At 37.5% G+C, this 14,752-nt stretch carries 12 protein-coding genes and 1 riboswitch; all 12 genes read left to right on the top strand.

The annotated features are described in order from the left end of the window. Positions 1–60: 60 nt before the first annotated feature. The 12 genes from IEV41_RS06935 to yfmH all read left to right on the top strand — a co-directional run bounded on the left by IEV41_RS06935 (position 61) and on the right by yfmH (position 14,730). A complete protein-coding gene (locus IEV41_RS06935; protein WP_188387669.1) occupies positions 61–867 on the top strand; it encodes a GNAT family N-acetyltransferase in 807 nt (268 codons plus the stop codon). 85 nt (positions 868–952) lie between these two features. Continuing rightward, positions 953–2,614 (top strand): ribonuclease J, encoded by a 1,662-nt coding sequence (locus IEV41_RS06930; protein WP_188387668.1) that lies wholly within the window; start codon positions 953–955, stop codon positions 2,612–2,614. A gap of 140 nt (positions 2,615–2,754) precedes the next feature. Further along, positions 2,755–3,432, top strand: coding sequence for a ClpP family protease (locus IEV41_RS06925; protein WP_229722220.1), 678 nt, complete (start codon positions 2,755–2,757; stop codon positions 3,430–3,432). Then, the gene (locus tag IEV41_RS06920; RefSeq protein ID WP_188387667.1) at positions 3,429–3,632 is read left to right on the top strand and encodes a YlzJ-like family protein; all 204 of its coding nucleotides are present in this window, start codon (positions 3,429–3,431) and stop codon (positions 3,630–3,632) included. Before IEV41_RS06925 ends, IEV41_RS06920 begins: the two co-directional genes overlap by 4 nt. An 84-nt stretch (positions 3,633–3,716) precedes the next feature. Then, positions 3,717–6,056 carry a DNA translocase FtsK gene (locus tag IEV41_RS06915; RefSeq protein ID WP_188387666.1) on the top strand — a complete coding sequence of 780 codons (2,340 nt, stop codon included), beginning with the start codon at positions 3,717–3,719 and terminating at the stop codon, positions 6,054–6,056. Between the two features lie 69 nt (positions 6,057–6,125). Then, positions 6,126–6,228: riboswitch (purine riboswitch) on the top strand. A 206-nt stretch (positions 6,229–6,434) separates the two neighbouring features. Further along, entirely contained in the window at positions 6,435–7,163 is a 729-nt protein-coding gene (locus tag IEV41_RS06910; protein ID WP_188387665.1) for a GntR family transcriptional regulator, read from the top strand. 96 nt (positions 7,164–7,259) lie between these two features. After that, complete coding sequence (locus IEV41_RS06905) at positions 7,260–8,300, top strand: BMP family lipoprotein (RefSeq protein ID WP_188387664.1); 1,041 nt, start codon at positions 7,260–7,262, stop codon at positions 8,298–8,300. A 192-nt stretch (positions 8,301–8,492) separates the two neighbouring features. Next, the gene (locus IEV41_RS06900; protein WP_188387663.1) at positions 8,493–10,025 is read left to right on the top strand and encodes an ABC transporter ATP-binding protein; all 1,533 of its coding nucleotides are present in this window, start codon (positions 8,493–8,495) and stop codon (positions 10,023–10,025) included. Then, complete coding sequence (locus IEV41_RS06895) at positions 10,018–11,067, top strand: ABC transporter permease (RefSeq protein ID WP_188387662.1); 1,050 nt, start codon at positions 10,018–10,020, stop codon at positions 11,065–11,067. Before IEV41_RS06900 ends, IEV41_RS06895 begins: the two co-directional genes overlap by 8 nt. Before the next feature lies 1 nt (position 11,068). Then, on the top strand, positions 11,069–12,028 hold the full coding sequence (locus IEV41_RS06890; RefSeq protein ID WP_188387661.1) for an ABC transporter permease: 960 nt from the start codon (positions 11,069–11,071) through the stop codon (positions 12,026–12,028). A gap of 137 nt (positions 12,029–12,165) precedes the next feature. Continuing rightward, positions 12,166–13,443, top strand: a complete 1,278-nt coding sequence (yfmF, locus tag IEV41_RS06885) for an EF-P 5-aminopentanol modification-associated protein YfmF (protein WP_188387660.1) — start codon at positions 12,166–12,168, stop codon at positions 13,441–13,443. Continuing rightward, positions 13,444–14,730 carry an EF-P 5-aminopentanol modification-associated protein YfmH gene (gene yfmH / locus IEV41_RS06880; RefSeq protein WP_188387659.1) on the top strand — a complete coding sequence of 429 codons (1,287 nt, stop codon included), beginning with the start codon at positions 13,444–13,446 and terminating at the stop codon, positions 14,728–14,730. Positions 14,731–14,752 lie beyond the last annotated feature (22 nt).

Raw genomic sequence — 14,752 nt, 5'->3', positions numbered from 1 at the left:
ATGATAGATAAAAGAGCTATATAAACATATAGCTCTTTTTGTATACAATGGGGGGATAGTATGGATAATAGTTTGAATAATCAATGTATAGTGCAGGCGATTGAATCGCAGCACTGGGACTATGAAAAAGAATTAATACCAGATAGTGTAGAGTATATACACAGTGATCGGTTAATAATGATTAAAAACGAACTTGTACAATCTACCTATGCTAACAAAATCATTCGTTTTGCCTTTCAACAAAATAGGAAGGAAGAAGTGGAAAGGGTACTTATATACTTTGGGGATATTCCATTTGCATGGTGGATGACAGAAGAGCAGCTTCAAGAAGGGGTTGGCGAATTAGTGACAACATATGGATTCCAACTAAAAGATACATACAAAGGTATGGCCATGTTAGTAGCGGATTGGCAGTCTAATATGCGTGAGAAGTCATTTGTTGTTTATGAAGTAGAGACAGAAAAGGAAATCGAGGATTTAGTCGAGGTGAGTGCAGCGATTTGGGGCTATAATAAAGAATCATTGCCTTATTTGTTTGAACAACGAAAAGCGTATATAACCTCTCCATATAAAAAAGGGACGTATTACATATGTTATGAAGGAGACAAGCCGATAGGATATGCACAGGATCGAAGAAGTTCTGACGGAAAAACGTTATATTTAACCGGTTCTGGCGTATTATCAACTTATCGAAAGAAAGGGGCATATCGTGCTCTTTTAGAGGCTCGTCTACAAAAAGCAAAAGAAACGGGTATTCGTCTTATCACAACACATGCTAGAGACGGGCATAGTGCACCAATTTTAGAAAAGATGGGCTTTCATACATATATTACATATATCCAGCTAGAACAGAATAAACACTCCTAATCCAAGATGTAGGAACTATTTTCCACCTATGGTATAATAGAAATACTTAAGAAAGAACGGATTAAAACAAGGTAGGTGGAAATTGATGAAGACAGCAGAAAATATTCGTGTATTTGCACTAGGTGGAGTAGGTGAAATAGGAAAGAACATGTATGTAATAGAGATAGATGAAGATATCTTTATTATAGATGCTGGGATTATGTTCCCAGATGAAGAAATGTTTGGTATTGACCTTGTGTTACCTGATATTACATATTTAGTAGAGAATAAAGAGCGAGTGAAAGGGTTATTTTTAACACATGGCCATGAAGACCATATTGGTGGTGTACCATATTTGATTCAACAAGTACAAGTCCCGATATATGGGACAAAGCTGACGCTTGGATTAGTAGAAGATAAGTTAAGCCAAGTAGGTGTGTTAAGTAAGGCGAATTTGCAGGTAATAGATGCTGATTCTATCATGATGTTTGATAAGGCATCTGTCTCATTTTTTAAAACGACGCATAGTATCCCAGATTCGGTTGGGGTAAGTATTCATACATCACAAGGTGCTCTTGTTTGTACGGGAGACTTCAAATTCGATCAAACTCCTATTGATGATCAAGATGCAGATTTATACAAAATGGCCACGTTAGGTAAAGAAGGTGTCCTTTGTTTATTATCCGATAGTACAAATGCAGAGAAGCAAGGATTTACGAAGTCGGAGCGAATTGTCGGTGCAGAGATTCAAAAAGTATTTGCGAAGGCAGAGGGAAGAGTCATTGTTGCTTCTTTTGCATCGAATATACATCGTCTGCAACAAGTACTTGATGCAGCATATTTACATAATCGGAAAGTTGCGATTGTTGGTAGAAGTATGGTACGTGTTATTGATATTGCACAAACACTTGGATATTTACGTATTCCGGATGACTTACTTATTTCCATCATGGATGTCGATCATTATCCGGAACGAGATATTACAATTCTATCAACCGGGAGCCAAGGGGAGCCGTTGGCAGCATTATCTCGCATGGCAAAAGGGATGCATAAGCAGGTGACAATTAAAAAAGGAGATACGGTCATTATTTCTGCGACACCTATACCAGGGAATGAGCTATCTATTGCTAAAACGGTAAATTTATTGTGTCGTTCTGGAGCGGATGTGATTTATGGACGTAATAATATTCACGTATCCGGACATGGATGTCAAGAAGAGCTTAAATTAATGATTCAATTAATGAAACCAGCATATTTATTACCCGTACACGGGGAATATCGTATGCAAAAGGCACATGCGAAATTAGCCGAAGAAATGGGAATGGAAAGCGACCGGATTGTTGTATTAGATAAGGGAGAAAGTATTGAATTCACGAACAAAGTAGGAAAACGAGGACCGAAGATTCATACAGGAAACATGCTTATCGATGGTGCTGGCGTCGGTGATATCGGTGCAATTGTATTACGTGATCGCAAATTACTGTCCCAGCATGGTATTTTCATTGTCATTGTTACGCTTAGCAAAGAGAAAAAATGTATTGTTGCAGGGCCAGAAATTATTTCTAGAGGATTTGTCTACGTGAGAGAAGCTGAAGAAATGATGAATCATGCTGCGAAGTTAGTACGAGAAACAATTGAACAATCACTAGGAGAAAATCAGCGAGATTGGGGAACATTAAAAGGAAATGTACGTGATGTATTGTATCAATATTTATTTGAACAAACGAAGCGGAAGCCGATGATTTTACCTATTTTTATGGAGGTTTAATTCATCCGCATGAAAATACTTCTTTTGCCAATAATAACGTTATATTGGTGAAAGGGGTATTTTTTATGTCACATAAGCCTTACATAGAAGGGAAATTACAAAATGAGAGTGAGCCAGAGAAGAAAGAAGAAGGAAAAGAAATGAGTCTTGTAGAAAAGATACAACAGTTAGGACAAACGAATGTCCCGCAAATGTCAGATAGCAAAATTCATTGCTTAACCATTGTTGGCCAAATTGAAGGGCATGTACAACTTCCACCCCAAAACAAAACAACCAAATACGAGCATGTTATTCCACAGCTTGTCGCGATTGAACAAAATCCTAAAATTGAGGGGTTACTCATCATCTTAAATACAGTTGGTGGAGATGTAGAAGCTGGGCTTGCTATTTCTGAAATGATCGCATCCCTTTCAAAACCAACCGTATCTATTGTCTTAGGTGGAGGTCACTCGATTGGTGTACCAATAGCAGTATCGACAGACTATTCATTTATTGCGGAGACCGCTACAATGACTATTCATCCTATTCGCTTGACAGGGCTTGTCATTGGTGTCCCGCAAACATTTGAGTATTTAGATAAGATGCAAGAACGAGTTGTTCGCTTTGTGACAAAGCACTCAAAAATTACAGAGGAGCGTTTCAAAGAGTTAATGTTCACAAAAGGAAATTTAACACGTGATATTGGAACGAATGTTGTGGGTTCTGATGCGGTTAAATACGGTTTGATTGATGATGTAGGTGGGGTTGGACAAGCGATTACAAAGTTAAATGAATTAATGGACCAAAGACGAATTGCGAACGGAGCGGTGGCACAATGATTTTATATACAATTATGCCAGAGCAATTTGTGTACCCAACTGATAGTGCAACGTACATGAATCAACGGACAGTTATCGTAAATAACGTGGAAATGATTGTAGGGAATACGGATGGAAGTGAATATGAAGTAGTTCGTATTCTTAGTACAGATCCGCAACATTATTTATTGTATACACCAGGACAACGGCTTACGATGTAGGCGGAAACGAAGTAGTAAACGTATGTTCGTTATGTTATAATATACATAACAAGAAAGAAGCAGCCAAGCGGCTGCTTTCTTGTTATGGAAGGAAGAGGTGACGCAGTGGCGACGAAACAAAAAAAGCGAAGAACACGTAAAAAAGAAGGAATAAAGCAATTGCTTTATTATGAAGCAATTGGCTTAGCTATTTTTGCTTTATCAATCGTTACCATTTTAAAGCTAGGTATTGTCGGGAATGTACTTGTATTATTTTTACGTTTCTTCTTTGGACAATGGTATATGGTAAGTTTGATTGGCTGCATTAGTATAGCGGTATACTTTATGATAAAGAGGAAATGGCCAAATCTTATTTATCCGAAACTATTAGGTATATATTTGATTTACGGTGCTATTTTAATGTTTAGTCATATTAGTTTATTTGAAGCGCTATCGAAGGACGGTGTATTTACAAGTCCCTCTGTTATTATGAATACGAAAGACCTTTTCTTAGTAGAAGCGAATGGTCGAGTGGGTTCACAAGATTTAGGTGGCGGCATGATTGGTGCTGTTTTATTAGCGACATTTTATTTCCTATTCGCTGCAAAAGGAGCAGTTCTTGTTGGTATTATCTTTATTTTGTTAGGTATTTTACTTATTACAGGACAACCATTTAGTGACTTATTAACAAAAATATTTTCACCAATTACATCTTTTACGAAGAAACAAGTACTTGCGTTTCGTGAAGATATACGAGAATGGCGTTTAAAGCGCAGAACGAAAAAAGCACATAGGGACGAAGAAAGAGAAGAAGCGGTTGAGGAAGAATATGAAGAAGAGGAACGAAGCACTCATATTCCTTCAAAACCTATCATTTCTAATTTTGAAGAAGTAAGACAAGAAGTAGAGGTGGAAGAAGAGCCTATTCGTGTTACGAAAGTAACGTCCAAACAAGAAGTGGAAGAAGTAGTAGAGCAACCGACGTTACCAGCAATGGCCTTTGTTGATGAAGAAAACAAAGATTATAAGTTACCACCGATGAACTTATTGAAGTTACCGAAGAATAAGCGTGTTAGTGGAGAAAATAATCGTATCTATGAAAATGCAAGAAAGCTTGAGAAAACATTTCATAGTTTTGGTGTAAAGGCAAAAGTAACGAAAGTACATATGGGACCAGCTGTAACAAAATATGAAGTATATCCAGATGTAGGGGTGAAAGTAAGTAAAATTGTTAGTTTAAGTGATGACTTAGCATTGGCACTTGCTGCGAAAGATATTCGTATGGAAGCACCTATCCCTGGGAAATCAGCCATTGGTATTGAAGTACCTAACAACAATGTTGCGACTGTCACATTACGGGAAGTATTAGAGTCAAAAGAAAACAACCGTCCTGATGAGAAATTAGCAACATGTCTTGGACGAGATATTACTGGTGAAGCTATTTTTGCTAGCTTGAACAAAATGCCGCACTTATTAGTAGCTGGTGCGACAGGAAGTGGAAAGAGTGTATGTATTAACGGTATTATTACAAGTATTCTCATGCGTGCAAAACCACATGAAGTAAAGATGATGATGATTGACCCGAAGATGGTTGAACTAAATGTCTACAATGGAATCCCACATTTATTAGCACCAGTTGTAACAGATCCACGTAAGGCATCACAAGCACTAAAGAAAGTTGTTAGTGAGATGGAGCGACGATATGAACTATTTGCGCACTCTGGTACACGTAACATTGAAGGATATAATGATTACGTGAAACAACATAATCAACACGAGGAAGCGAAACAACCGACGTTACCTTATATTGTCGTAATTGTTGATGAATTAGCAGATTTAATGATGGTAGCATCATCGGATGTGGAAGATGCAATTACTCGTTTAGCACAAATGGCACGTGCGGCAGGTATTCACCTTATTATTGCAACACAAAGACCATCGGTTGACGTTATTACAGGTGTTATTAAGGCAAATATTCCATCACGTATTGCGTTTAGCGTATCATCACAAACAGACTCACGTACTATTTTAGATATGGGTGGGGCAGAAAAGTTACTTGGCAGAGGAGACATGCTCTTTATGCCAATTGGAGCGCCAAAACCAATTCGTGTGCAAGGAGCATTCTTATCTGATGAAGAGGTAGAGAATATCGTTAGTTATGTCATTTCCCAGCAAAAAGCACAATATCAAGCAGAGATGATTCCATCTGAGCCAAAAGAAGGGCAGATGGAAGTAGATGATGAATTGTATGACCAAGCAGTGCGATTAGTAAAAGAAATGCAAACAGCATCTGTATCGATGTTACAGAGAAGGTTTCGTATCGGTTATACACGAGCTGCTAGATTAATTGATGCAATGGAAGCAATGGGTATTGTAGGTCCGTACGAAGGAAGTAAGCCTCGTGAAGTATTAATTACGAAAGATGAAGAAGATAAAGAGATTTAAAAAATTATGTAAAAATAACAATTTAATTGTCAAAATTTGTTGACATAGGAAATATCTTAGTGATAAGATGTACACGAAAAGAATATGCCTCATATATTTTTGGGAATATGGTCCAATAGTTTCTACCTAGTAACCAGTAAATTACTAGACTATGGGGAAAGCGACGCTGAAGAGATTTTTTGTGTAGAAATTTAGCCTTGTATTAGTGCTTTCTCAATAGATGAAGAGAAGATTACATTAGTACAAGGTTTTTTTTACGGAGAAAAGTCAAAAAATGGAGAATTTTCTAATATTATACGTTGTTAATATAGCTTATGAATTAGGGAATTGGACGTCTAACATCGGAAGTCGGATATATCATGATGGAGGGAGATATAAATGAGTATTAGGGCAGATCATCGACATTTATACTTACAAGTTATTGATCGAATAAAACGTGATATTGAGAAAGGTACATATGGCGAGAAGCAAAAGCTTCCATCTGAATTTGAACTATCAAAGGAATTAGGTGTTAGTCGCGCAACGTTACGTGAAGCACTTCGGGTATTAGAAGAAGAGAGCGTTATCGTAAGGAAACATGGTGTAGGAACATTTGTTAACACGAAACCGTTATTTACATCAGGTATTGAACAGTTAGATAGCATTACTTCAATGATTAAAAAAGTAGGAAAAAACCCTGGAACTATTGTTCGTTCTTCGACACGTATATTGGCGTCAGAAGAAGTAAAAGAGAAGTTTGCTAGTTTAGAAGTAGAAGATATTTTTTTAATAGAGCGTGTACGAACGGCGGATGATATTCCTGTCTGTTACTGCCTAGACAAAATACCTATGACAATCTTACCATCGGTAGATTTTTGGGAAGAAGAGGAATCATTAATGGTAGCGCTGTCAAAACGAACGAAGCGCAATATTCAGTATGCGGTGACAGAAATTGAACCAATTGGTTATCATGAGGAAATTTCACCAATTTTACAATGTGGGCCAGAAACAGCACTACTTATTTTAAAGCAAGTTCACTATGATCAATATGATCAACCAATCTTGTATTCTATTAACTATTTCCGAGCGGATAAATTTAGCTTCCACGTTCTTCGTAAGCGTGGATAAGCAAAAAAGACATTTTTAGGAGGTGAGGCTGGCAGAGGAGCACGAGAGGTTTGTTTTACTATTTTCACATACATACAAAATTGGAGGGGTTTTTCGATGAAGAAGAAAGCAGGTATTTTATTATCATTAACACTTGCAGCTAGTACATTACTAGGCGCTTGTGGAAAGTCTGAAGAAACATCTGGCGGTAAATCTGAGAAAAAAGAAAGCGATTTTAAAGTAGGTATGGTTACAGATACTGGTGGAGTAGATGATAAATCATTCAACCAATCTGCGTGGGAAGGTATTAAACGATTTGGTGAAGGAAATGGCTTAAAAGACGGCAAAGGTTTTAAATATTTACAATCGAATGTAGAAGCAGACTATGTTCCTAACTTAACAAAGTTTGCTGAATCTAAATACGATATTACATATGCAATTGGTTACATGATGATGAAGAGTACAGAAACAATTGCGGATAAATTCCCCAAAAACAACTTCGCTATCGTTGATACAGTAGTAGAGAAACCTAACGTGGCGAGCATTGTTTTCAATGAACAAGATGGATCATTCTTAGTAGGTGTTGCAGCTGCAATGACATCGAAAACAGGTAAGATTGGTTTTATTGGTGGTACAGATAGCCCACTAATTAGAAAGTTTGAGGCGGGATTTGTACAAGGTGCGAAAGCAATTAACCCAAATATTGAAATCAATTCTAAATTTGCTGGTGACTTCAATAAGTCAGAGCTTGGAACACAATTGGCTTCGGCTATGTATGGACAAGGTGCAGATATTATTTATCATGCAGCTGGTGGTACTGGTAAAGGTGTATTCACAGAAGCGAAAAACCGTAAGAAAAAAGGTGAAAATGTTTGGGTTATCGGTGTAGACCGTGACCAACATGACGAAGGTCTACCAGAAGATGTTACATTAACATCAATGATTAAGCGTGTAGATATTGCTGTAGAGAAAATGTCTAAAGACGTAATGGATGGTAACTTCCCAGGCGGTAAAGTTGTGAAATATGGATTCAAAGAAGAAGGACTAGATTACGGTAAAAAGAATTTAAGTAAAGACATTCAAGCGAAAATGGAAGAATACAAAAAGCAAATTTTAGACGGTACACTTAAAGTAACTGAAACATTACCAAAGCAATAATAAAGAATAGTTTGCATGAGATAAATAAGAGGGTTAGTTCGTATCATGAGCTAGCCCTTACATGTGTAAGAAAAGGTTTTTTAGAAAAAGCAGCTAGCAACCGTTATTCAGAAGTGACGCTATAACGTCTAACAAGTAGTTTTATTTGCTAGATGTTATAACGGACATTTGTTCAGATGAAGGAGGATTACGATGGAACATGTGATTGAAATGAATAATATCACCAAAATCTTCCCGGGTATTGTAGCGAATGACAACATTACCTTACAAGTCAAAAAAGGTGAGATTCATGCATTGTTAGGCGAAAATGGAGCAGGGAAATCAACGTTAATGAACGTATTGTTTGGTTTATATCAACCAGAGCAAGGTGAAATTAAAATTAAAGGTGAAGCTGTAAAAATTACGAATCCAAACGTTGCAAATCGTTTAGGAATTGGGATGGTACATCAGCATTTTATGCTTGTTCATAACTTTACTGTAACAGAAAATATTATTTTGGGTAGTGAGCCAACAAAAGGTGGCAAAGTTGATATTAACTCTGCTGCAAAGGAAATCAAGAAAATTTCAGAGCAATACGGACTGTCTGTTGATCCATACGCGAAGATTGAAGATATTTCTGTCGGTATGCAGCAACGTGTCGAAATATTGAAAACATTATATCGAGGCGCAGAAATTTTAATCTTTGACGAGCCAACAGCTGTATTAACACCTCAAGAGATTAGTGAATTAATTACGATTATGAAGAACCTTGTGCAAGAAGGTAAGTCTATTGTCCTAATTACGCATAAATTAAAAGAAATTATGGAAGTGTGTGATCGTTGTACGGTTATTCGAAAAGGAAAAGGTATTGGTACCGTAGACGTAGCAGATATGAATCCAGATTCATTAGCGGAGTTAATGGTTGGGCGCGAAGTTAACTTTAAGACGGAGAAAACAGATGCGAATCCAGGCAATACTATATTAGAAATTAATAAGTTAGTAGTGAAGGATAGCCGTAACATTTCAGCTGTTAATGAATTAGATCTAACAGTTCGAGCAGGTGAAATTGTCGGTATTGCTGGGGTTGACGGGAATGGTCAAAGTGAATTAATTGAAGCAATTACGGGATTACGTAAAGTAGTGAGTGGTTCAATTGAATTGAATGGAAAAGAATTATCGTCGCTGCCTGTGCGAGAGATTACAAAAACAGGTGTAGGTCATATTCCAGAAGACCGTCATAAGCATGGTCTCGTATTAGATTATACAATTGGAGATAATATGGTACTACAGACTTATTATCAAGACCCCTTTTCAAATAAAGGATTCCTAAATATGAAGGAAATTAACAAAAAAGCAGAGGAACTAATTGAGCAGTTTGACGTCCGTACACCGAGCAAAGATACGCCAGCACGTGCATTGTCAGGTGGTAATCAACAAAAAGCAATTATTGCACGTGAAGTAGACCGTTCACCAGAATTACTTATTGCGGCGCAACCAACGCGTGGGTTAGATGTTGGGGCAATTGAATTTATTCATTCGAAATTAGTAGAAGAACGTGATAAAGGACGCGCGGTTTTACTTGTGTCATTTGAACTAGATGAAATTTTAAATGTAAGTGATCGCATTGCTGTGATGTATGAAGGAGAAGTAGTAGCGGTTGTTGATCCAAAAGAAACGAATGAACAAGAGTTAGGCTTATTAATGGCTGGAGGTAAGCGAAAAGGGAAGGTGAACAGCGATGAATAAGGATAAAGTATTTGCAATTATCGTTCCACTTGTATCTATTATACTAGGTTTAGTAGTAGGGACAATTGTAATGGTACTTGGTGGCTATGACCCAGTTGTCGGATATCAAGCATTATTAGAAGGGATGATTGGGAGTCCATCTGCGATTGGAGAAACAATTCGTGCGATGACACCGCTTATTTTAGCAGGCTTATCTGTAGCCTTCGCTTTCCGTACAGGATTGTTTAATATTGGGGTAGAAGGTCAACTACTAGTAGGATGGTTAGCGGCGGTTTCAGTCGGTATATTACTAGATTTACCTCCTTTGTTACATGTTGTTGTCGCAGTATTAGCGGCTGGTATAGCAGGTGGAATTTGGGGATTTGTTGCTGGTTTCTTGAAAGGTCGGTTTAAAGTAAATGAAGTAATCGTAACAATTATGATGAACTATATTGCTTTATTCTTAACAGCTGAATTAGTGCGTAGTAAGGCGCTTTATGGTGGGGATGAAAAGACGCATACAATTAAAGAATCTGCGTCTTTATCATCTGAATTTTTAGCATCTTTGACAGATAATTCTCGTATGCATTGGGGAATTGCAATTGCTATTATTATGGCTATTGTTGTGCATGTATTGTTACAAAAGACAACATTAGGATATGAGTTAAAAGCAGTTGGATTTAATCAACACGCTGCAAAATATGCAGGGATGAATGTGAAAAAAAATGTTTTCTTATCAATGACAATTGCAGGATTTGTTGCAGGGATTGGTGGGGCAATGGAAGGGCTTGGAACCTTTGGAGATATGACAGCGCTGGCAGCCTTTACAGGTATTGGATTTGATGGGATCGCTGTAGCGTTATTAGGCGCAAATAATCCATTTGGTATCCTATTTGCTGCTTTCTTATTTGGTGGCTTAAAGAATGCAGGACCAGCAATGAACTTTACAGCGGATGTTCCATCAGAGCTAGTAAATATTATTATTGGTTGTATTGTATTCTTCGTTGCTTCTGGCTACTTCATTCGTTATTTCTTACAACGTATGACAAAGGGGGCAAAATAAGATGGATGTATTAACAATTATTGCAATTATTGTTCAAGGAACGTTATTCGCGGCTGCTCCGTTAATATTTACAGCACTTGGTGGAGTGTTTAGCGAGCGTTCAGGTGTTGTTAATATTGGACTAGAAGGGTTAATGGTAGTTGGTGCATGTACAGGTATTACAGTATCGTTATTAATGCAAGAAACATGGGGAGCGGCAACACCTTGGTTAGCAGTTCTAATTGCGGCGGGTATTGCTGGTCTAGTATCGCTTTTACATGCATTAGCGAGTATTACTCTTCGCGCAGATCAAGTCGTTAGTGGTGTAGTTATTAATATTTTAGCAATCGGTGCAACAGTATTTGCGATTAAGAAAATTTTCGATAAAGGTCAAACCGATTCAATTGCTATTCGTTTTGATAAAATGGATATACCAGTATTATCAGATATACCAGTAATCGGAGAGGTGTTTTTCACATCCATTCCGATTACATCTTATATTGCAATTGGACTAGCGTTTGTTGTTTGGTACATTATTTATAAAACACCATTTGGTTTACGTCTTCGTGCAGTAGGGGAACATCCGATGGCTGCCGATACAATGGGGATTAATGTAACGAGAATGCGTTATGTAGCAGTATTTATTTCTGGCGTATTAGCAGGTGTTGGTGGTGCTGTCTATGCAATTGCAATTGCTGGAAGCTTCTCTGTTGTAACTATTACAGGGCAAGGTTTCTTAGCGCTAGCGGCGATGATTTTCGGTAAGTGGCATCCAATTGGAGCGTTAGGAGCTGCACTGTTCTTTGGATTTGCTCAGTCGTTAAGTGTTACAGCCGGCACAATTCCAGGTCTAGATGCAATTCCGCAAGTTGTTTTATACATTCTTCCATATGTATTAACAATCTTAGCATTAGTTGGATTCGTTGGTCGTTCGGAAGCACCAAAGGCACTTGGAACACCTTATATAAAAGGGAAACGTTAAAGAGAAAGAAGGGAAGATGTATACGTCTTTCCTTCTTTTATTTTTCTTTGGAATGGGAATAGTATGAAGGAAGTTGAAATAATAGGAAGGGTACGTGTATAGTGGGAATAATAAGTATTATAAGGAGGTATTCACATATGAAGTTCATGGAAGAACATACGAAAGCATTAACAGGGATTACACTTCATACAATTCCGACAAAAAAGTATAAAACAAATACATTTGTCCTACGACTTAAGGCCCCTCTTCAAGAAGATACCGTTTCATTACGAGCATTATTACCATACGTATTACAAAGTGCGACGAAGTCATTAGCAAGTACAAGAGAAGTGAGGCAATATTTAGAAGAAATGTATGGTGCTTCATTAAGTGTCGATGTAGGCAAAAAAGGTGACTACCATGTGATGAGTTTTTATATGGATATTGTAAATGAGAAGTATCTACAAGATACAACGCCACTATTTGAGAAAGCATTGGCACTTTTAAGTGAGGTTTTACTTCAGCCACTTGTAGAGGGAGATGGTTTCTCTACATCCATTGTGGAAAATGAAAAGCGTTCGTTAGTTCAACGTATTCAATCCGTTTTCGATGATAAGTTACGTTATGCAAATGAACGCTTGATGGAAGAAATGTGCAAAAATGAAGTGTATCAGTTAAATGCAAATGGGAAAGTAGCAGATGTCCAAAAAATTGATAATAAGATGTTATATACGTATTATAAACAAATGCTTGAGTCGGATTGTAAGGATATCTATATCATCGGAGATGTAGAAGAAAGTGATTGTATAGAGATGGTAAATAAATACTTTACACTGCCTTCATGTGCCACTGTTACAAACGAAAAGAAAACGGAATCAATCAAAGTAGAAGAAAAAGAAATAATCGAGAAGCAAGATATTCACCAAGGAAAATTACATATTGGCTACCGCACACATACATCCTATTGCGATCAAGACTACTATGCACTTCAAGTGTTTAACGGAATATTTGGCGGGTTCTCTCATTCGAAATTATTTATTAATGTTCGTGAGAAGAATAGTTTAGCGTATTATGCAGCTTCCCGTTATGAAAGTCATAAAGGTTTACTTATGGTGATGGCTGGTATTGAAGCAGAGAATTATGAGAAGGCTGTTACGATTATTAAAGAACAGATGCAAGCAATGAAAGATGGTGATTTCACAGATCAAGAAATTACCCAAACAAAGGCTGTTATTCGTAATCAGTTGTTAGAGAGCATTGATACGTCACGCGGAACGATTGAAATGATGTATCATAACGTTGTTGCTGGTTGTGAGCGCCCGATGAGTGAGTGGGTAGCGAATGTAGAGAAAGTCACGAAAGATGAGATAGTTGCAGTTGCAAACAAAGTAGAACTAGATACAATTTACTTCTTAAAAGGAACGGAGGGAAAGTAAATGGAGAAGTTGCACTTTGAACAATTAGATGAAACACTTTACTATGAAAAAATGCCAAATGGCTTAGCTGTATATATTTTGCCAAAACAAGGATTTAACAAAACTTTCGTAACGTTTACGACGAAGTACGGTTCAATTGATAATCATTTTGTACCGCTTGGGGAAAGTGAAGCGAAGCGAGTGCCGGATGGTATTGCTCACTTTTTAGAGCATAAATTATTTGAGAAAGAGCATGGCGATGTGTTCCAAGACTTTAGTAAGCAAGGGGCGTCGGCGAATGCGTTCACGTCTTTCACGCGAACAGCGTACTTGTTTTCTAGTACATCAGACGTAGAGAAAAATATTGAAACATTACTTGACTTCGTACAGGAACCATACTTTACAGAGAAGACGGTCGAGAAGGAAAAAGGTATTATCGGTCAGGAGATTAAAATGTATGATGATAATCCGGACTGGCGTCTATATTTTGGCTTAATTCAAAGTTTGTATAAAAACCATCCAGTTCATATTGATATTGCAGGAACAATTGAATCAATTACGCCAATCACAGCAGAATTATTATACGAGTGCTATCATACGTTCTATCACCCAAGTAACATGCTTGTCTTTATTGTTGGTGCTGTTACGCCAGATGAAACGATGGAGCTTGTTCGTGCAAACCAAGCGAAACGAACATTTGAAAATGCAAAGCCGATTGAACGATTTTTTGAAGAGGAACCAGTAGAAGTAAATGAGAAGAAAAAAGTGATGCACATGTCCGTGCAAACACCGAAATGTCTCGTTGGTATTAAAGCATATGAGCCAACAAGGCAGGCGGATGATTTATTGAAGAATGAATTATGCATTAGTCTCTTACTTGACTACTTATTCGGAAAAGGTTCAGAAGCATATCAACATTTATACGGAGAAGGGTTAATTGACGATAGTTTCTTCTTTGATTACTCAGAAGAGTATGGCTTTGGCTTTGCGATGATTGGCGGCGATACGAAGCAACCTGATGAATTAGCAACACGTATCCAGACGTTATTGTTGCAAACGAAGGAAGCTAATATTGAACAAGAGGCAATTGAGAGAGTGAAGAAGAAGAAAATTGGTAGTTTCTTACGAGCAATTAATTCACCAGAGTTTATTGCAAATCAATTTACTCGTTACGCATTTAATGAGATGAGTTTATTTGATGTTGTACCGATGTTAGAGAAGATTACAGTAGAAGATATTAAGCAAGTGGCAGATCAGTTTGTAGCAGAAGAGAGAATAAGTGTATGCCAAGTGCTGCCAAAAGCATAGTAAGACAGGGCTAGAAGAAAGA

Origin of the sequence: Priestia taiwanensis, assembly GCF_014638355.1 — a bacterium.
Classification (GTDB): domain Bacteria; phylum Bacillota; class Bacilli; order Bacillales; family Bacillaceae_G; genus Priestia_D; species Priestia_D taiwanensis.
This window is presented reverse-complemented; position numbering and strand designations above follow the sequence as displayed.